Raw genomic sequence first — 21285 nt, 5'->3', positions numbered from 1 at the left:
ATTCATAATTAACATCACCATATTGAATATTAATTATAAGCATTTATCATTTTATTATTAAATAAAACAACCACCGATTGTTAGCCGGAGGTTGTCTGTTGTGGCATAATTGTACTATTTAGTTTTTCTTCTTTAGTAGAGTAATTCCTGCTAAAGAGATTGTTCCTAACATTGCGAAAGTAGCAACAAGCGCATTATCACCCGTTTTAACAGAAGTATTATCTTTAGATGGTTTTTCTGTTGGTGCAATAGTATCAACATCTGCTTTTTCAGTTGCTCTAACTGTTACTTTTACTGGATTAGAAAAGTCTACTTTAGTATAAATAATTTCATATTCTCCAGTATGAGTATCAATTACCATATTTGGGTTTACCCATCCCCATCCTTCAGGTAATGCAATTGATTCTAATTTATTACCAATAACACCTTCTAAATCCATATCACTAGGTAATAGTGGTTTTTCAACTACTGTTAGCTTTGCTGTTTTACGTACTGATGGTTTACTATCATGCATTGCGGAATAATGAATATTGTATTCACCTGGTGCCAGTTTAGCAATTTTTTCTTTACTAGCTGCGCCATCTATTAAGCATTCTACCTTAGTTTGATTTTGATCATTGCTTTGAGAGTTATCGTTTAAGTCAGGGTTTGTAGTAAACATATGTTCATTATCTATTGAGTAATCAATTGTATACTCTGATAAGTCTACTAATTCACTGCCTGCTGTTAATGTTGCTTCATTTAATAAATCTGGTACAACACCTTCTACCATTGATAAATCTTTTACATTGAGAGCTGCAGTATTAGCATAGTATTTTTCTGCCGCTGCTTTTTGCTCTTGATTTTGTGCATAGTATGCATATTCAACTTTAAATGTTTGTCCTGCTAAGTTTGAACCTGCATCTCCTGGCCAGTTTCCACCAGTAGCAAAGTTTAATTGAATATATTGAGGGCGGTCTAATGCTGCTTTGGCAGCAGGATCATCACTATAATCAACACTTCTTACAATTTGGTCATCAATATACCATTCCATTTTACCTTCAGACCAGTTAATACCAAATACATGGTACGTTTCACCATCGATCACAACACCTGGTGTAGTAATTTTTGACCCTTTGCCGTTCCCTGCATATTTACCATTATCTGCTCCCGGTGTATATCCTGGTTTATTGGTATCGCTGTAATGTAACGTTTCATAAACAAAATTAGGATCACCGATCGATTCCATGATATCAATTTCTCCTGATAAAGGCCAACCATCTCCTTGGTCACCGTTAATAGATCCATCTAACGTAAAATCGGACCCTAATGTCCAGAATGCTGGGAAAGTTGCTTGTCCTTCTGGTAATTTTGCTAATACTTCAATACGCCCAAATAAAAAATCTTGTTTGCCATGTGTTCTAACGCTTCCAGAATTATAAATAACTTGACGATCTCCACGTGGATTTTTATATTGTGACTCCTTAGCACGATCTGTCACCTCTAAGACAAGTTTTCCGTCATCAACATGTACGTTTTCTTTATCTTTAGTATAGTGTTGTTGTTCAACACCACGAATACACCCTAATTCATAACCCCATTTAGAGTTATCTAATCCATTGTTATCAATAGCACCTGTTCCATCGAACTCATCTTTCCAAATTACTTCATATTTTTCATCATTTGGAGTAGTCTCAGTACCTATTTGACTCAATGTTACATCGTCAATATAGATTTGTGATTTATATGTAGCATTCTCAGTTGATTCTGTCCATTTAATAAAAGCTAATGCTACTTCACTATTTTCTCCACTATTAAATGTAAATGTTAAATCTTGATATTGCCAAGCTTCATTAAATGTAATTGCTTGTTCTATAGCAGGATTTAAATTCTCTACATTTGGTGTTTTAATAGCAACAATTGCTTGTGCAGCAGCATCAGCACTTAAAACTTTGGCTGTTACTTTATATTCTTTGTTCTTCTCTAATGATAATGTTTGATATACTGATGCATTTTTACTGAATGATGGTAATAACCCGCAAACTTTACTGTTATGAGCCGCACCTGGGTAATCAGTAATTTGACCATCACCTGTTGTACTCCAGTATTGACCTTTATTAGTTTCAAATCCACCATTCTTAATTAAATTTGTTCCGGGTTTAGTTCTTTCAAGTTCTAACATTTCATACTCTGTTTCTAAACCTGTAGTATCAAGATTTTTAGCTACGGCTGAAAACATATTTATTCCTAAAAGACTTAGAGCCGAGGTTAGTGCTAATGCACTTTTAAAAAACTTTGACTTCATATATAATCTCCCTTTTATAGAATGTTGTAATAGTTATTCACCTATTATGCCACTGAAATCGTTTTCAAATAACTAGTACCAATATAATATATAAAATTTAGTAAAATATTTCAATATATTTCTCAATATTTAGTAAATAATTATATAGTTTTATATATAATTTTTTACTATCTGGATAAACACTATACTTTCAAATAAAGTAGGAAAATTATGATTATGGTTCGTAGTTCATCTCTCACTACTGTTATGAAACTAACAATACTAAAATAAAAGAATCCTAGTAAATATATACACTTATATAACACCGTTATAGCTTTGATTGAGAACCTTAATTATAATTGTACTGATTATAAAATCTTTATAATTAAAGCCTTGATCATCATACTAATTACCCTAATATCAAATAACTTGTTTATAAAAAAAGGGAAAGAAAATCGAGAATGTCCGCATAAATACTATATCTATCAGAAAAACGGATAGAAGAACAGAAAGTAACTTGAGATCGTAATGTATCCAATATAATCTGCATCATTCAAAACGTTATTTGCTCCATTCTCTTGATTACTGGAACTATCTTCATTATAATACTCAGTATTTCTTTGAGACGGTTAATTCTCTGATTCTGTATCTTTTGAATAAGCCCTAATAAAATAATTACAATAACTAAGCATTTTAAGAGCAATCTATTTTTTCAATTAATCTTCCTCTAACTTTTTTAATCCAATACTTAAGGCTGGCTGTGATATGTGAAGCTGTTGTGCAGCTTTTGTCATAGTCTGATTTTTTGCAATAGCAATAAATTATTCAAGTTGTGATAACTCCATAATTTTCTCCTCCAATTTATAAATAAAACTTATAGCCCTATAAAAATGTTATATTATATAATTATTATTTTATCTTGTGAAATAATACATGTAAAGATTTGAGTATCCTTTCTTAAACTTAAATCAATAAAAATATATTATAGTTAAGGAGAAAATTATGCAAAAAAGAGAAACTGGTCATTTATTAGTATCACAAATTGGTATGGGATGCATGGGTTTTTCCCATGGATATGGTCAAGTGCCAAGTTAAAAATATGCAATTGAAGCAATAAGAAATGCATATCAAGAAGGTTGTACTTTTTTTGATACCGCTGAAACTTATGGTAAAGAAATGTTTGAAGCAGGGCATAACGAACATCTTGTAGGAAAAGCAGTTGAGCCTTTTAGAAAAGATATAACTCTTGCAACAAAATTATATCTAAATACCCAAGAAGTTGAAAATAATGGATTAGAGAAAGTTATTCGAGAGCACTTAAAAAAATCAATGAAAAATTTAAAAACAGATTATATCGATCTTTATTATTTACATAGAATAAATCGCGATATTCCTATTGAAGATGTTGCATTAGTGATGGGAAAGTTAATTCAAGAAAAGCAAATTAGAGGATGGGGCCTTTCACAAGTTACAAAAGAAACGATACAAAAAGCCCATGAACTCACACCAGTTACAGCAGTACAAAATTTATATTCATTATTAGAAAGAGACTGTGAAGACGATGTTTTTCCATATTGTCTAGATAATCAGATTGGTGTTGTCGCCTTCTCTCCAATTGCAAGTGGACTACTATCAGGAAAAGTAACTTCAGAAACAAAATTTGAGGGTGATGATGTAAGAAAGTTTCTTCCACAGCTTACACAAGAAAACATTGTTAAAAATCAACCTATTATAGATATACTTCATCAGTTTGCAAAAGAGAAAGAAGCAACACCAGCTCAAATTTCATTAGCATGGATGTTGCATAAATATCCTAATGTTGTACCTATTCCTGGTTCAAAAAACAAAGATAGAATCATAGAAAATCTACAGGCTTCTTCTATAACTTTGAGCAACGAAGAATTTAAAAAACTAGAAAAAGCATTAGCTCAACATCAAGTCTTTGGACATAGAGGACATAATGAATCTGAAAATTCAGATTTTTCAAAAAAATGGAAAATAAATAAAAGATATTAATAGTGAGAGTTTACAAAAAAGTCTTTGCGTTTTAATTAATAATCGCAGCTTGCTTAATTTAAAAACGCAATATTTTACCACAATAAAACTTTCACTGTTTTTTATTTCACTGTGACATGATCAGCTGTCTTTAATAGTTACATAAGTTTTATAGTTAAGATAAAACTCAGCTTTTATCAATTTATAACTGCTGAACAAAGCGCATTGCTGCAATCACAATATCTATCACATGCCTAATTGCATATTTATTATATTTTGCTTTACACGAAGGAACTATAAGCTTATTTTTAGAAAACTCAATATCACAGTTGCAAGTAATTAGCCAAGTATTAACTTCTGCATGAACTAAACGTGAAATGATTCTTTTGTTCAGCTGAAAAATAGTCCCATTAGTACTTAAAATAATCAAAAGATGCTCTTCTTTAAACTGATATGATTTTATGAAATCTGCATCACAAATTACAACCGGAATATATAGAGTACTTAATTCTACTTGAATAACATTACAGAGAGAGCGATTATCTCCTTGAGCATATAGATAAACCTTTTTACTTCTTAAAATATCGTTAATCAGATGATTAAGATGTGAATAATTAATCTTCTCCCCTACATATGTAATTGTTTTTGACATAGACTGAGCAAACATTTTTGTATTTTGAGGAAGATCACATTCTTTTGAAAAGAATGACGGTTTATCTTGAAAAGAATGTATATAATCAATACAAGCGTCTTTAAACTCTAAATAAGAAGTAAAGCCAAGATTTTTAGCACATTTTGAAATCTGTCCTTTAGAGGTATGGCAAGCTTTTGCGACCTCTTCGATAGTCATATCCGCGATATCATGAATATGGGATTTGGTATAAGAACAAAACACATACATCGTAGTATATGTTTCAACATGATTAAGAACATCATTTAATTTATCAACCATCATAATAGCCATCCCCTTTTTTTTATTATACACGAAAAACTCTTACTCATACATAGTAAGAGTTTTCAGTTTAAACTACTAACCAAGATCTTCTCCATTAGTTTTGATAACTTTTTGATACCAATAGAAAGAATCTTTTTTATATCTTTTCATGCTCCCATGACCGTAATCGTCACTATCAACATAAATATATCCATATCGTTTACTGCGCTCAGAAGTCCCTGCACTGACAATATCAATACATCCCCATGACGTATACCCAATAACTTTAACTCCTTCATCTATACAAATCTTCATTTGCTGAATATGTTCTTTTAGATATTTAATACGATAATCATCATGGATTTTCTTATCTATTGTCAGAGTATCATATGTGCCTAAGCCATTTTCTGAAACAATAATAGCTTTATGATAGCGATCCCATACCTCATTAATAGCCACCCTTAGTCCAATTGGATCAATTTGGAAGCCCCAATCTGTAACTTCTAAATTTTCATTACGAACTTTTCTTGGATGAAATTCATCAATAACTTCATTTTCAGGAACAAAAGCAATCAGCCCTTCTTCATTTTCAGGATGTGCAGACGTACATAAAGAATAATAATAGCTAAAAGAATTAAAATCGACTGTGTTCTCTCTAAGCAGCGATAAGTCTTCTTCCATCATCTTCAATTCAATATTTTTTTTCTTCATATAAGAAAATGCATATTCAGGATATTCACCTTTTGATAATAAATCTAAGAAAAAATAATTTACACGATTTGCCCATTGAGCAGCCAAAATATCCTCTGGATTATTTGTCTTTGGATAATATAAAGACATACCTAACATTGATCCTATTTGAAAATTAGGATTAATTTCCCGTGCTTTTTTTGTTACTAACGCACTAGCAATAAATTGATGATGCAAAGCTTGAAAAATAGTTTCTAATTCATTTTGTGATTTTTCAATGAAAATAGCACCGCCTGTATAAGGTAAATGCAAAGACATATTGATTTCATTAAAAGGTATCCAATATTTTACTTTATTTCGATAGCGTTTGAAAACTGTTACCGCATAATGAACAAAGAATTCAATCATTTTCCTATTTTCCCATCCATTATACTTTAAAGCAAGCTGAAGAGGGGTTTCATAATGCGACAATGTAACTAGCGGCTCAATCCCATATTTTAAACATTCATCAAACACATTATCATAAAACCTTAATCCCTCTTCATTTGGCTCTTGTTCTTCCCCGTTTGGAAATATTCTTGTCCAATTGATTGACATACGGAAGCATCTAAATCCCATTTCTGCCATTAAAGCAATATCTTCTTTATAATGATGATAAAAATCAATCCCCCATCTTTTGGGATAATATTCATTATCGTGCTTTCCATTCATTATTTCTATTGCTTCTTCATAAGTAACAGTTTCTGTATTTTTGCCACAGCTTATTTCTCTAGGAACAAACTTTACCATATCGGCTGTACTCAATCCCTTACCACCTTCATTATACGCTCCCTCTAATTGATTAGCAGCTGTTGCACCACCCCATAAAAAATCATTAGGAAATCGTCTCATAACATAACTCCTTTCTATTGATTAGTCTGTTGTTTATTCGCCAAGGCAACAAATGGTAAATAAATCAAAACACAAATTATAAATACAAAACAAACTGAAATAGCAGTCTCCCACGAACCTGAAGCTGATAAAAACGCTTTAATAGGCTGTGGTGTTGTCCATCCAACATCTAATGTTCCAGGCAAAACAAGTCCTGTAGAAATCATCAATGCGCCTAGACCCATTGAAACAATTGGACTTAAGATAAACGGAATTACAAGGATTGGATTTAATACGATTGGCAAACCAAAGATAATAGGTTCATTGATACAAAATAATCCTGGAATAAGACCAATCTTTGCAGTTTTTGTATAATCAGCTCTTTTCCATCCCTTCTTTCGCGAAAGAATCAAAATAGCAACAATCAACGCTAATGTATTACCCGTCCCACCAATACATCCATAGTTTTCAAACAAGGCAAACCATGTATATGGATACGGAGAGCCCGCAGTTGTTCCTGCCTGTGCTGCATAAGAAATATTAGCAATATTCATAGAAGCATATAAAGTAATATAAATCGGAGAAACAGTAAAGGTTCCATGAATTCCTACTGACCATAAGATCATTGCCATAAAAATAAGAATCATAGGTGTAAACGGTGTAGCTCCTAAAGACTGAATAGGGGCTTGTAAAATCGCATAAACTAAAGCATTTAATCCTTGAGGCTCTATCAGCGAAATACAATAAGCAATAACAGAGGTTAAAATAATGATGATTGCGGTAGGAATAGCAATCATAAATGATTTTGATACTTCAGGTGGAACCTGATCCGGCATCTTAATTTGAAGTTTATCGATCTTTGTTAACTTACTAAAACCATATCCAACTAGTAACCCTGTAATTATAGCAACAAAAATTCCATTTGCCCCTAGATAAGATTCCGTTAACATTCCATCAACCTTAGGTGGATATAATACAAAGAATGAAGCTAAAGCAGTTAATCCAGCTTTTAATCCATCTACTTCATACTGTTTTGCCATATTTCTTGCAATTAAGAAAACAATAAAAACAGCCATGAGATTAATTGTTCCGTTACTTACAGGAGATAAAACTGCTTGAAAATCATCTAAATCAGGAATTATTTTAACAAGAAATTGACCAATAAATCCTGATGAACTTAATAAAACAACATTAATACAAACAACAATTGATCCTACAAATGTAAGAGGGAATATTTGAACAAAAGCATCCCGAATAGCAATAAGCCCTTTAATACTATTAAGCTTTGTTGCAAAGGGCATAAAATATCTTTCAAAAAAACTATTTAAAGCTTGCATACTTACTTCCTCCTTTTCACCAAGTCATTCATTTAAAAAGAGTCATACAAATATTGTATAAAATGGAGTGCACTATTTGATTTAAAATTACCTGATCAGTTCTATTATAAATCGCCTTATATCCTCCCCTCTCTTTACTTAAATTATAGATAATACAATTTTTTTAATCAAAATAGTTTCCTTAAATGGAAACTATTTTTTGCCAGTACTATCTAGATAGGTATTAAAAAATCTTGATGATTCAAAATAAAGAACATTTCAATCTTTAAATCATTAAATATAATTTTCACCAGTTTAAGCCGATTCATGCATATATTCAGAAATCAAAAAATAGTTTTCATTAATTATTTTTATCTCAATTAAAATATATAAAAAAGAAGAGATTTTCTCTCTTCTAATAATAGTTCAACATTTTAAAATATGTTTTATTCATCATTTCTTCTACTAGTGATTCTTTTTGAAACCCTTTATTCACATAAGTCTCCATTTCTAAAAACATAGATTTATTTTTTAGATTCTCAACTTTCATAGAATGTATATCAATACCATATTTATCAAAAACTTCACGAATATCTTTCAATGCATAATCTTCATAATAGATTTCCATTTGTATGTTTTGATTATTTTGTGTGACCTTTAAAAAGAACCCCCTATGAAACAATATCTGTAATCCTATCAAAATAATTGTTGTTATAATTCCGATATCATATAATCCTGCACCAATACACATTCCTACTCCAGATGTTGCCCACATTCCAGCAGCAGTTGTTAAACCTGAAACATTACCATTCTTTACAAAAATAACGCCTGCGCCCAAAAAACCAACGCCGCTTACGATTTGGGCAGCTATACGAGAACCATCTATTTCATTTATGTCTATAAAACCATATTTTGATACTAACATTATTAAAGCAGACCCCAAAGCAAGGATAGCATGTGTACGCACCCCCGCCCCCTTATTTCGACTACTTCGTTCATAGCCAATCAAACAGCCGCAAAATGCAGCAATCATAATTCTTATAACCCATATTCCATGATTTACTATATAGAATTTAATATCAAATGGCAAAATTCCCACCACCTATTCACAATATATTTCTTTCAATCTTCTTCTTTTTTCGTTATCAAAATTATATTCTTGTAATAAAAATTCATCATAACTTCTATATTTAACCCGAATTGATTGAATCATTATTTCAATCAATTCTCTTTGAACATATAATAAGGGTCTACATTCCTCCCTTAATTTCTCAGGAATTTGTAGCTGCTGACATAATTCATCATTACTTTCTTTTAAATAAATATTGGATAACAAGTATTCTTGGATTGCATCTTCTTCACTCATTCCTAGAGCAATCATAATCAAAAAGCCGGCAACTCCAGTCCTATCTTTTCCAGCAGTACAGTGAAAATAAACATAGCCATCATTTCTTAATAACAATTCGAACAAGCGATGATACGCAGGATTATTAAAAGCCATCTCTTTATATCCTGCTTTGATATAAGACATTAGATAGTTGTATTTTTCTTTAGTCATCTCTCCTTGCAGCATAGTACCAAAATCAAAACCATATTGATCATGCGATTGCATTTTAAGAGCACTGATACGTTCATATAAAATATTTTCATGCTGCTTATCCGGTGCTAAGCTTGCTTCAGCTTCATCTCTAAAATCAAGAATATATTTTATTTTTAAATGATCAACAAAATGATTTTGTTCTTTTATAGTTAATTTATCTAAAGCACCACCCCTAAAAATCATGTAGGGTTTTATTACAAAACCATCTTGAGAGCTATATCCCTTAATATCTCTAAAATTTTTAATATTAACTATTCGCATCTTATCTACCCATTTCCTCTTTCAATTCATCAAATTGCTCTTTAGTTAATCCAAAATCACCAATTGCAGTTAAATGGATATTATGGAAATCACTGCCACCACTTCTTATAAGATGAAATCTATTTGCAAGTTCCTGTGTTAAAGGATAATCTTCAGATTCCATACTAGGATGTGATATTTCAATTCCCTGTAAGCCATAGCTGACATATTTTTCAATTTCATCATAATTTTTATATTCACAAGGATGGGCAATAATAGCAATTCCTCCATCCTCACGAATTGCCTTTATCCCCTCTTTAATATCGATATATCCCATTTTAGAGTCTACATCTAGCGAAGTCTCGCTCATAAACAATTCTCGATACTTATTAATATCATTATACTCAGGATACTTATGAACAATCGCCAAGAATAAATGCATTTTGAAGACAATATTATACGGAGCGTATTCTTTAGCGTCTTCGTAAGTAATATTTAAGCCCTTTTGATTTAATATTTCAATAAGTTCATGATGATACTCATCCCTACATTGTAAAGTCTTTTGACATAGTTTTTCAACATGATACGGATGGTTATTTAACCCCAAACCAACAACATGCACCTTTTTGTGTACATCGTAGTCATAACAGCTCATTTCAACCCCACGAATTGTTTCTAAACCATTTTGCCGGCATACCTTTTGCACTTCTTCGAAATGAAAAACAGTATCATGATCAGTAATTGCAATCACTTTAATTCCTTTTTCCTTAGCTAATTTGATCGTTTCTTCAATAGAATGAATACCATCACTATAAGCAGTGTGAACATGTAAATCTGCATACACCATATTATCACATCCTTAAATAATAGTTAAAACTGGATCAGTTTTTGTTACTTTTTTCAATTTTGTTGGAATAACTTCTAAATAATCATTAGAGTTTGTTACAACAACCATAGTTGTATAGTCTAAGCCCGCTTCTTTAATCATTTTTAAGTCAAATTCTAATAACAATGACCCCGCTTTTACATACTCACCTTTTTCAACATATTGAATAAATGGTTTTCCTTCTAATTTAACGGTATCAATTCCAACATGAATTAGAATTTCAGAGCCATTTTCAGTTGTTAAGCCAATTGCATGTTTTGTTTCAAAAGTTGCACTTATAATCCCATTAGCAGGAGCATAGATTTTTCCTTCTACAGGAATAATAGCAACACCCTTCCCTAAAACTTCTTTTGAAAACATTTCATCGTTAACTTCGTTTAATGGAACAATCTTCCCTTTAACAGGACAATTCACTTGATTTAATTTATTATCATCGTGTTTTACTTCACTTTCTTTCGGATCATCAAAACCAATAACTAAAGTTGCAATAAACGTTACAACAGCTGAAATAATCATAGTAATAATAGCATTCATAAGATTATTAGGGTTGTTCCCCCCTACCCACATTGGTAAATTAATAATGCTAGGAGTCATGAAAGCAAATGCTTTTAATCCACAAAAACCAGCATATAATCCTCCAGTAAAACTTCCAATCATAACTGCATACATAGGCTTTTTCAAACGAATTGACACACCATAGATACATGGCTCTGTAATTCCTGCAAAGAAAGCAGTAAATCCGGCAGATAAGCAGGTATTCCTAAAATCTCTATTTTTTGTTTTAACCGCACAAGCAAAAGCAGCAGCACCTTGCGCCATGTTCGCTGTTAAAGTTAAAGTTCTTGAAAATGGGTCATATCCTGATTGTGATAAAATCTGAATTCCTGCAATTGCTAGAGTAGCATGCATACCCGTTGCAACCATCCATGGATAAATAATACACATAATTGCAATAGCAAACATTCCAAATGTATCATAGCACCATAACAATGCATTACCCAAATAAATTGAAATAATCCCCATAGCTGGCGCTAATACAACAAATGCTAACGGTGTCATAATCAGCAATGTAAATAACGGTGTTAACATCCCTCTAACCAATTCTGGCAATACTTTATTCAATCCAAATTCTACTTTGCTCATAACAAAAACAATTAAAATAGCTGGAATTAAAGTTGATGTATACGGCATTCCATATAAAGGTAAGAAACCAAACATATCTCCAATAAATTTTGGATCAGTCGCTGAAACAATACCACTCCATTGTGGATGAACCAGCGCACAGCCAAGTAAAGCTGCCATATACATATTACATTTAAAATGCTTTGCAGCTGCCATTGCGGTAAATACCGGCAAGAAAGTAAAGCCAGCATCAAATACAAAATTAAATACATAATAAGTCATTGATGTTTCGGCATTTGCCCATCCCATCATTGATACAAATAATAAAATACATTTCCCCAGCCCTGTTCCTACTAAAATAGGAATAATTGGACCGACGCAGCCAATAATTGCAGAAAAAATAGAATTAAAAATTCCTTTTTTTTCTTTTTTGTTTCCAAAATTTTCATCTTCTTTAATATTTGCAATCTGGCATACATCAAGATACACATCATGAACATGTGTACCAATAACAACCTGATATTGACCGCCTTTCTTGATTAATGACAAAACTCCATCAATTGCTTCAATTTTTTGATCATTTGCTTTTGATTCATCCTTTAAAGTAAATCTCAAACGCGTCATACAATGCTGCAAAGTTACAATATTATTACTCCCTCCTACAGCTTCAATAATGTTTTTTGAAAGTTTTTCATATTTCATTCTCTTTTCCTCCATTCTTTTGAAAACTTCAAAATGTGAAGGTTTGGCCAACTTAATGTTACCATCCAACAAATATCTATTTGCAAATTATTTTTTAGAAATAATTTTTGCAACATGAATCGTAAGATATAAAACTTCCTCATCATTTAATTCATAATGATAAGTCTTTTCAATATGCGATTGTATTTTTGAAGTACAAAGATATGACTCAACATATTTTTCCTTCATAATTTCAAGCAAGTCATTATTTAAGGTTATATCTTCCACTTGCTTTATTTTATTAAAAACACGTAATCCAAAAAATTTTAAATGTGTTACAAATCTATGATAAGATAAAGAATCTTCATCCAACTCTAATTTAAAATAATCTTTTACAATACCAATAATCTCTAATATGAAATTTGTCATTTCATAAATATCACTGATATTTCTATCAACCTCACTACTCACTATATGTAATGCTAAAAATGCCGCTTCATCCTCTTCCATGTTTATTCCATATTTTTCTTTAATAAGTTTTAAAGTTAATAAACCTAACTCAAATTCTTTAGGATAGAAATTCTTAATTTCAAATAACATATGATTTTTTAAATAAACGCCTTCTTTATACCGCTCTATGCTTGTATGAATATGATCTGTTAAACTGATATAAAGAGAATCGTCGACTTCTAAGTCTACTTTTGCTTCTTTGATAACACAATCAGATATCTCCATATATTCGAGAGGAATATCCTTTAACATATTAATCATTTTTCTTTGACTTGGTTTTAAACTTACTTCAAAAGTTTTATTGATCTTATTCATATCAATATTATCACCGGCTTGTTTTCCATAAGCCAAGCCTTTCCCCATAACAATAATTTCCTCCATTTGATAGTTAGTTGTAATAACAACATTATTATTTAAAATTTTCTTTATAATCATATTCATTCACCCCTGTATAAATATAAAAAACCTGCCACAGAAAAATATCTGTAAACAGGTTTAGTGTTGCCTCATATGTGCAATAACTATCCATAAATTACATATTTATATTATCATTCCTCGCAAAATTTGTCAACGCTTTCAAAATAAAGGATTTGATTTAAAACAACCAAAAATTCTATTAAAAATTAAATACTGATATTAAATTATTTTCAACCTAAATAATGATTAGGTCTTCTATAGCCATACCTAGATAACCAAAATAAATCTATTCAATATAATTATAATTGATTATATATCTAATAATCACAAATCTTAAAAATAATACGAAATAAGGTTAGATAAGCACACCCTATCATTATAACTTAGTATTAGGGTTATATTTTTTGAGGCTGCTTACATCATTATAAATTATTTGTCTAAAAATTACGAATACATAATTTTTCCAGTAACTCACCAATATAATACAGTGATACATAGCCAGTATTTATTGACCACTCTACTCCGTAACGATAAAAAATATCTACCTTGTCAGCAACCTCTTTATTATAATCCTGGCTTATATAAATAACCTTAGCCCCAACTTCTTTTGCATTTTCTAACGCATCATGGTAGTGAAAAAAACCGTCACATACATTAATGATAACAACAACTGAATTTTCATTAAAAAAATAGCTCCTAACCGTCTTCGTTTCACTGACTTTAAACAGATATGCGCACTTCCCCGAAGTCAATAATTTGATTTGCAACAAAAGGAATTCATCAAGATCATGCTCATCACCTAGAAAAGTAATATCCTCGCTTTCCTTAAATAACTGAACAATTTTTAAAAGCGTTGCTAAATCAAGATTCTCTTTTGTTGCAACAAGATTATCAAGACACTGTTGAAAAAGATATTCACTGATTTCTTCATTACTTTTAAAAAGAATATTCTGTGATAAAAATACTTTCAAATTATAATCTAAGAGTGTTGTTTGAGTTGATAATAGGGTTCTAAATTGCTGATAATTTTCAAAACTATATTTTTTTATAAATCTTGAAATACTTGCCTTAGATACATTCGCCTCTCGAGCTAATTCATTAATAGAAGGGAATGTTTTTTTTCCAATATACTTAAATACATTTTGAATAATATTATAATCATTACTATTAACAGCTTCGCTGTTACATCTTTGAATAAAGGTTAAGAAACTTTCTAGTATTTCCTCATCCATTTTTATCAGCTCCTTTCCCTATATTATAACATCTTGATAATATAAAAGAATATGAGTCTTCAAAATATTAGACTCATATCAATTAAAATACTTTTTCTTTATTACAACTATTGCTCCCCCACTTAACAAAATAAATAGACAATAAACTTCAAACAGCGAAGGATCATCCGTCTTAGGTGCCAGCACAGCAGTATGTGATGATTGTTTAGTTATCTGATCATTCTCTACTATATCTAGAACATTAGTATCAGCAGTAATATTAAACATTGTAGCTGCTTGTCCCTCATTTGCGATTATTACTAATATATGTTCTCCAATTGTTAATGTTGAAATAAGTTCTTTTGGTAAAATAATGGTTATTAGATCACCAGAAACAGTATACTTTGATCTATCAATTTCTTGATCATCAATTATGAGCATTTTGAATAATGACGATGGTATGTCAGTCTTTATTTTAAGTTCTTCTCCCTGTTTAATATTTTTATTAGCTCCATCTGTTATACAATATTCAATATTTTCTTGATTCCATAGGATATCTTTAGCAAATGTTGTAAAAGCTCCGCGCCACGTATTCCAGTCATGTCCCCCATTTTGTATTTCAAAAGTATAATCAATATTTTCAGCATCTAATTTAGGTAACATAAAATCTAAGATAGAGGCCTTAAAAAAAGAATTAATCAACCCAAAATCAACTGTTCCTGCCGAAAGATAGATTTTCTTTGTCTGTAATTTTGAAATAAGTTCGTCTGTAAATACTTCATCATCAATTTGAACAGCTGCTGAAATAATACCAAAATATCCAAAACTATCAGGTGCAATTTCCATTACTGTACTTGCCGCAACACCACCAGCTGACAATCCAGCATAAGCTCGATCCTTAGGATCAGTTGAAACCTTATAATTCTTTTCAATAAAAGGAATTACATTATTAACAACATCTTGAGCCAATATGACATTCGATTTAATATCAAATCCTGTCCCGCTAAAATGCGAATTATTTAATGTCACGATTATACTATCAGCTAGTTCTCCTTCAGCAATTAGATTATCAACAATATTACCTGCTGATCCTAATTGACACCATTCAGTTTCGTTGCCCCCATTACCATGTGCTAAATAAATCGTTTTATAGTTATTCCCTAAACTATAACCATTCGGTAAATAAATCCCAAGACAATTTTCAGTTCCATCATAAGCGATGTATGTATCGTATTGATAAGAACCCATATTATTATTTCTTGGATAAATATAAGATTGACCCGCTAATGCATCTGAACTATTTCCAACATAAAAATAAGACCAAGTAGCATCATGATTATTAATTTCATTCTTTTTTGAAGGATTAACAGGATCCTGCACAACTACTGCAGATCCATCACTATAAGTTACAAAATATCCATAAAAATATTCTGTTGCTGGTAATGGTAAGGTGACAGAATATAAATTTTCATCTTTTACCATATCATAGAGAATATAGTTTCCATTATAATTAAACTCAGTTCGTTCAGTATTTCCGCATCCTCCAGTAGGATACATTCCCTGCTCATATTCATAAGCCGAATACCACCTTATTCCATCATTGCTTGCCCCGTTTTCTTGATACCAGGGAGCTTCAGAACTCTTAATAAATTGGAAGCCTCCTTGTAATTGGATATTTTCAACATTTTCCCCTAATTTTGTACTGTCAACAACAAAGGTTACTTGATACTTTGCCTCACTAAGGCCGGTTGTGTTATCAGTAATAGTTATTCCCTCATTAACAGCATGTACATTACTCATTGAGTATACACCCAAAGATAACAATAGTGTAAAACAAATTCCTATCTGCAAAATCCATCTTTTTACTTGTCTCATATTTCTTCCTCCTAAACCAAGAATAACAAACCAACCACTTTCTGTATACGTTTACAAACGAAACTTAGTTACAGAAAATGAAACTAATATTCTTGCATAACCGCAAATCATCAGAAATTATAACTATATAAAATAAAGATCACTTCCTTATTGTAAGGAAGATACTTTCTTGTTAATATATTGATTATGTAGTTTTCAACAAGTTATTAATTCAAATTAATTCTGAAAAGGAGGTTTCAATGAACTACTTTGAGTATAGCTATTCCACTAGCAGCACTACAACTATTTTTATATTTATTTTCATCCTCTTAAATATAATTGCACGATGGCGTTTATTCACTAAAGCTAGACGTTGGGGAATCAGTGCTTTTATTCCAATTTATAGTGATATTGCATTATGTCGAATTGTAAAACTTTCACCACTTTGGCTTCTATTTCTTTTAATTCCCCTTATTAATATGTACTTTATTATCTTTTATCACATTGTTATTAGTTTTAAACTTTCTTTTGCATTTGGAAAAGGCATAATGTTCGGACTTGGCTTGTTAGTTTTCAACCCACTGTTCATTTTAATATTAGGGTTTGGGAATTGTGAATATCGTTACTAATAAAAATAGATATAGTTATCATTTGTAAACACAAAAATTAATAGAACTATCAACTTAAATAAATATCAAAATTAATTTGCATATTTTTTCAAAAAATGTAAAGAGACTCTAAAAATAATCAACTTTTTTAAAATAAAAAAGAAATTCTACGAATTCCTTTTAACTGCGATACATCAAATACATTTGATTAATTTCTTCTTTTATCTTATCTCTTAATTCCAACGGTTTAAAAACCTCAACATGATTAGCTAATTGTAAAAAGCCACTGACTAACTTTTTATCATCAGGAACCCGTTCAATTGAAACATTTACAAATCGACGGAATTGTTCAACTGTGAATGTACATCCCTTAAATCGTTGATACAAAGCTTCAAAAATATTCTCATTTCCTAAATACACACGTAATTCAATGTTGATCAAATTATCTTTTCCAATATCAAGCGGATCATTAGATAACCAGATTCGCTCCTTAAAACACTCAGTCTTTGCTTGGATATATTTAGGGGTACGAGTTATTTTCAATTGATCAATGCGATCAATTCGATAATATGCCAATTCAAAATCTTCACTACTATTTATTAGGTAACCAACTAAATATACTTGATCATTTTTTATATCAATATTAGTTGGATATAATAAAATTGTTTTATGACTAGGCCTATCTATAACTTTGTTTTCAACAACACTATATTCCAATTCTTTAAATGATACACAAGCAAATGTATTTATAGCCTTAATAATTTGCTCTAAATACACTGTAATACAATTATCTTCATAAGTTGAATTGATATTATCTAACAAATGATAATGATTTATTTTATACAAAGAACTATCTGATAATACTTTTTCTAATAATTTTGAATCATTTTGACTTTCTAAATGTAATCCTCGACCTAATAACCTTGTCAATAAAATTAATTGAGCATCAGTATAATATGTCTTTTCAACGTACGCACCTTTTTTTTGTTTTGTTGCATAATTAATACTACCACTTTCATTGCATATAAAAGGGGTAAGCAACTCATCTTGACAATCTTTTATCAAATTATTATAAGATTTTATTGATTCAATATCTGCTTTAATCGTATTGCTAGAAATCGTCGTTCCTAACCCACCAATTCTTTTAATTAGTTCATCACGTGATAAAGCATGATCTTCGTCTGTTAATCTTTTTAATAAATATTGCGTTAGCAATATGCGAGTTCCATTACTAATATCTCCCATTCCTCAACCCTCCATACTCTATATTTTACTTTATCTTCCAAAATATGTAAAATTAGTAAATATAATAAAAACCAATTATTTGGTGTATAAAATTGTATACATAAAATTAATTTCACTATCCAGCAAAAAAGTATATGTTTATGACAAATTTATGACAATAAAAAAGACTAATTTATTAATTAGTCTTGATATTTTCTAATAAAACTATCAATTTTACTCCAATAAACTTGACCACCAATTTTTTCACATTGAGCATGTCCGGCACCCTTGATTACCAATTTTTCCTTAGGACAATTAGCACTTTGATATAATTGATTGAGCATTTTAAAAGGGACAAAACGATCCTTATCGCCATGAATAAATAATGTTGGCGTAGTTGATTTTTTCACTTGTTCGATTGCTTCAGCTTTGCCAAATGAATAACCGGCTCGAATCTGAGTCACAATATTTGCAATATCTAAAAATGGTCGACTTGGCAAATTATACATTTCTTTTAGCTGATAGGAAAACATCTCCCATGTACTAGTGAATCCACAATCTTCAATAGCAGCAATAACATTGACAGGCAATTTTTCCCCTGTTACATTCATTACTGTAGCCGCTCCCATAGATACTCCATACAGGATAATTTTAACTTTTGAATCATTATCAATTAAATATTTGATCCAGTTAATTATGTCTAAACGATCGAGCCAGCCCATTGCAATATAGTCACCTTCACTCTGCCCATGACCTCGAAGATCAGGAAGCAAAAGATTGTAACCTTGCTCATAAAAATGTTTAGCACTCGCATGCATCAATTTACCTTCAGATGTATATCCATGGACAATAATCACATAATCATGCCCGTAATTCAAAAATTGATAAGCATGCAGTTTTAATCCATCATCACTGTCTAAGAATACATCCTGATAATGAATAGTATCAAAAAAATTGCTACTATCTCCCTTCTTATTTATATCGGTTCTATCTTTATCGGGTATTTGATTATTTGTTGAGGGATTAGTAAATATCGCATCTTTATTAGCCTGTTTATTTAATGCCAAATTATATAAATAATTACCAGCATAAAATAAACTACCAATTCCAGCTGCCAACATAGTTAAACTACCAATTCCAGCTGCCAACATAGTTAAACTACCAGTTAATGCAATTTTCGTCTTTTTTCCCATTACTGGAACAGTGTTCCTTGTTTACCCCAATTTGGATATTCATCAAACGAAACATAAACATCATTAATTTCAATATTTGTTGTTTCTTTGATCATTTTTACTAACTCTTCAGTAAATTTCTTTTTAGCATCAAAATCAATTGTATTATATAATTTAACCGCAATCATCATGCAAGGAATGTCATCACCGCGGAAATACATAATTTGATTATCTTCTAAATGTAACATTAAATTTTCTTCTTTTTTACCAGGTAAGATTGTAATCAGCTCCCCAGTTCTTTTAGCAATTTCATTTTCTTGCCTAAGTGTTAATTTATGATTTGTTGTAAATGAAATAAATGGCATATATTTTTCCTCCTTATTTTTATTAAGGATATTTTAACACTTTTTATAGCCAATGTTAACAAATTATTAGCTATCTTAATTTGAAGTTAATAAAATTTATTAAAGCGTTTACATAAATGATTTGATTTCTTTTTTTGATTATGTTAAAATATAAGAGCAAAAGTAGCAATATAATTTTCAAAGTATCACAAGTATTAGAAGATTGTATTACCTTTATGTACCGCCGCAATCCGATATTTGTGATTTAGAGTTACATAGAGTATTTCCTTTTTGCACATCTTTCAAGGAGGTACCATTAATGAGTACAGGTAAAGTAAAATGGTTTAATCAAGAAAAAGGGTTTGGATTTATTACAAATGATGAAGATGGAAAAGATATCTTCGTTCATTTCTCAGCAATCAACGCTGAAGGATTCAAAACTTTAGAAGAAGGTCAAGTTGTTGAATTCGATATCAACGAATCTGATCGTGGACCACAAGCTCAAAACGTAACTGTTAAAGCTTAATAACCAGAAGAAACCCGGTTAATCGGGTTTCTTTTTTATTCAATTATTCCATAATGAAGCAGAGCTTTATAAATTCCTCCATCATAAATATCACTTGTAGTATATTCACTAGCTTCTTTTGCCACATCAACAGCATTTCCCATTGCAATTGGATGCCCAACTACTTTGAACATACACACATCATTAAAACCATCACCAAAAGCATAGCTATTATCACGTTCTATTTTTAAAATCGTCAATAGTTTTTTAATTCCAATTCCTTTATCATAACCAATAATTGTTGCATCAGCAGAATTATGACCAAAGTGCTCATTTAAAACTACTGTATCTTGTAAATAGGAAACAATCTTTTGGTAATGTTCTTGATCATTAAAATGAACATCAAACATGTGGGCATCGATCTCCTCTGTTTTAAAATCTTCAATAAAATATGGATGTTCGTAATCTGTTTGCATATCAGCTAACTTATTAAAATCAATTCCATGAGCATAGCCAAGATTAACGCCATTAAAATTATATCCGCATTCTAATTTATCAAAACTATCCACAAAATAACTAACCTGTTTCCTAGTCAATGGTTCATCCAATAATACCTCTTCTTTATACACGATATATCGACCATTTGCACAAATAAAACCATCAACATATTTTTCAAAATGATATTTTGCGTAAATATATGGTCTACCGGTGCAAATAAAAACGTAATGCCCTAGATTTTGTAACTTTCTTAAAGCTTCTTTTGTATCTTCAGGAATAATATTTTTTACTGCTAAAGTCCCATCAATATCAAAAAAGAATATTTTTTTACTCATAATAGTTCCT

General features: G+C 30.7%; 19 protein-coding genes. 3 read left to right on the top strand and 16 right to left on the bottom strand.

Annotated features, from left to right (window positions below):
* Nucleotides 1-118 precede the first annotated feature (118 nt).
* On the bottom strand, nucleotides 119-2284 hold the full coding sequence (locus EYR00_RS04685) for a glycoside hydrolase family 16 protein (RefSeq protein ID WP_003534603.1): 2166 nt from the start codon (nucleotides 2282-2284) through the stop codon (nucleotides 119-121).
* Nucleotides 2285-2979: 695 nt separating this feature from the next.
* On the bottom strand, nucleotides 2980-3075 hold the full coding sequence (locus tag EYR00_RS04680; RefSeq protein WP_259394518.1) for a LysR family transcriptional regulator: 96 nt from the start codon (nucleotides 3073-3075) through the stop codon (nucleotides 2980-2982).
* A gap of 292 nt (nucleotides 3076-3367) precedes the next feature.
* Here EYR00_RS04680 and EYR00_RS04675 point away from each other — a divergent pair, with 292 nt between their 5' ends.
* Nucleotides 3368-4279, top strand: a complete 912-nt coding sequence (locus EYR00_RS04675) for an aldo/keto reductase (RefSeq protein WP_259394517.1) — start codon at nucleotides 3368-3370, stop codon at nucleotides 4277-4279.
* Between the two features lie 181 nt (nucleotides 4280-4460).
* On the opposite strand, the gene EYR00_RS04670 is transcribed toward EYR00_RS04675, so the two are convergent.
* The 10 genes from EYR00_RS04670 to EYR00_RS04625 form a co-directional block, all read right to left on the bottom strand.
* Complete coding sequence (locus EYR00_RS04670; protein WP_009299685.1) at nucleotides 4461-5213, bottom strand: MurR/RpiR family transcriptional regulator; 753 nt, start codon at nucleotides 5211-5213, stop codon at nucleotides 4461-4463.
* Between the two features lie 75 nt (nucleotides 5214-5288).
* Nucleotides 5289-6773: a glycoside hydrolase family 1 protein gene (locus tag EYR00_RS04665; RefSeq protein ID WP_003534611.1), complete on the bottom strand. Its 1485-nt coding sequence runs from the start codon at nucleotides 6771-6773 to the stop codon at nucleotides 5289-5291.
* A 14-nt stretch (nucleotides 6774-6787) separates the two neighbouring features.
* On the bottom strand, nucleotides 6788-8089 hold the full coding sequence (locus tag EYR00_RS04660) for a PTS sugar transporter subunit IIC (RefSeq protein WP_003534613.1): 1302 nt from the start codon (nucleotides 8087-8089) through the stop codon (nucleotides 6788-6790).
* 394 nt (nucleotides 8090-8483) lie between these two features.
* A complete protein-coding gene (locus EYR00_RS04655) occupies nucleotides 8484-9167 on the bottom strand; it encodes an MgtC/SapB family protein (RefSeq protein WP_226816579.1) in 684 nt (227 codons plus the stop codon).
* A gap of 3 nt (nucleotides 9168-9170) precedes the next feature.
* Complete coding sequence (locus tag EYR00_RS04650; protein WP_003534615.1) at nucleotides 9171-9929, bottom strand: tyrosine-protein phosphatase; 759 nt, start codon at nucleotides 9927-9929, stop codon at nucleotides 9171-9173.
* A 1-nt stretch (nucleotide 9930) separates the two neighbouring features.
* Entirely contained in the window at nucleotides 9931-10755 is an 825-nt protein-coding gene (locus tag EYR00_RS04645; RefSeq protein ID WP_003534616.1) for a PHP domain-containing protein, read from the bottom strand.
* A 12-nt stretch (nucleotides 10756-10767) separates the two neighbouring features.
* The gene (locus EYR00_RS04640) at nucleotides 10768-12618 is read right to left on the bottom strand and encodes a beta-glucoside-specific PTS transporter subunit IIABC (RefSeq protein WP_003534617.1); all 1851 of its coding nucleotides are present in this window, start codon (nucleotides 12616-12618) and stop codon (nucleotides 10768-10770) included.
* Nucleotides 12619-12705: 87 nt separating this feature from the next.
* Nucleotides 12706-13542 (bottom strand): BglG family transcription antiterminator LicT, encoded by an 837-nt coding sequence (gene licT / locus EYR00_RS04635; RefSeq protein WP_003534621.1) that lies wholly within the window; start codon nucleotides 13540-13542, stop codon nucleotides 12706-12708.
* Nucleotides 13543-13961: 419 nt separating this feature from the next.
* Nucleotides 13962-14756: a MurR/RpiR family transcriptional regulator gene (locus EYR00_RS04630; RefSeq protein ID WP_008791914.1), complete on the bottom strand. Its 795-nt coding sequence runs from the start codon at nucleotides 14754-14756 to the stop codon at nucleotides 13962-13964.
* Nucleotides 14757-14834: 78 nt separating this feature from the next.
* Nucleotides 14835-16610, bottom strand: a complete 1776-nt coding sequence (locus EYR00_RS04625) for an alpha/beta hydrolase (protein ID WP_003534629.1) — start codon at nucleotides 16608-16610, stop codon at nucleotides 14835-14837.
* 239 nt (nucleotides 16611-16849) lie between these two features.
* Between EYR00_RS04625 and EYR00_RS15535 the strand changes: the two genes are divergently transcribed.
* On the top strand, nucleotides 16850-17218 hold the full coding sequence (locus tag EYR00_RS15535) for a DUF5684 domain-containing protein (protein ID WP_003534631.1): 369 nt from the start codon (nucleotides 16850-16852) through the stop codon (nucleotides 17216-17218).
* 159 nt (nucleotides 17219-17377) lie between these two features.
* Here the strand turns inward: EYR00_RS15535 and EYR00_RS04620 are convergent, their stop codons facing one another.
* From EYR00_RS04620 to EYR00_RS04610, 3 genes are all read right to left on the bottom strand, one after another.
* Nucleotides 17378-18442 (bottom strand): WYL domain-containing protein, encoded by a 1065-nt coding sequence (locus tag EYR00_RS04620; protein WP_003534633.1) that lies wholly within the window; start codon nucleotides 18440-18442, stop codon nucleotides 17378-17380.
* Between the two features lie 179 nt (nucleotides 18443-18621).
* The gene (locus EYR00_RS04615) at nucleotides 18622-19614 is read right to left on the bottom strand and encodes an alpha/beta hydrolase (RefSeq protein WP_003534635.1); all 993 of its coding nucleotides are present in this window, start codon (nucleotides 19612-19614) and stop codon (nucleotides 18622-18624) included.
* Nucleotides 19614-19958 (bottom strand): phenylpyruvate tautomerase MIF-related protein, encoded by a 345-nt coding sequence (locus EYR00_RS04610; RefSeq protein ID WP_003534637.1) that lies wholly within the window; start codon nucleotides 19956-19958, stop codon nucleotides 19614-19616. The genes EYR00_RS04615 and EYR00_RS04610 overlap by 1 nt, the downstream gene beginning before the upstream one ends.
* A 298-nt stretch (nucleotides 19959-20256) precedes the next feature.
* On the opposite strand from EYR00_RS04610, the gene EYR00_RS04605 reads away from it, so the two are divergent.
* Complete coding sequence (locus EYR00_RS04605) at nucleotides 20257-20463, top strand: cold-shock protein (RefSeq protein WP_003534639.1); 207 nt, start codon at nucleotides 20257-20259, stop codon at nucleotides 20461-20463.
* Nucleotides 20464-20498: 35 nt separating this feature from the next.
* On the opposite strand, the gene EYR00_RS04600 is transcribed toward EYR00_RS04605, so the two are convergent.
* The gene (locus tag EYR00_RS04600) at nucleotides 20499-21275 is read right to left on the bottom strand and encodes a Cof-type HAD-IIB family hydrolase (protein WP_003534641.1); all 777 of its coding nucleotides are present in this window, start codon (nucleotides 21273-21275) and stop codon (nucleotides 20499-20501) included.
* Between the last annotated feature and the right edge of the window lie 10 nt (nucleotides 21276-21285).

The organism is Thomasclavelia ramosa DSM 1402 (assembly GCF_014131695.1).
Classification (GTDB): Bacteria; Bacillota_I; Bacilli_A; order Erysipelotrichales; family Coprobacillaceae; genus Thomasclavelia; species Thomasclavelia ramosa.
This window is presented reverse-complemented; position numbering and strand designations above follow the sequence as displayed.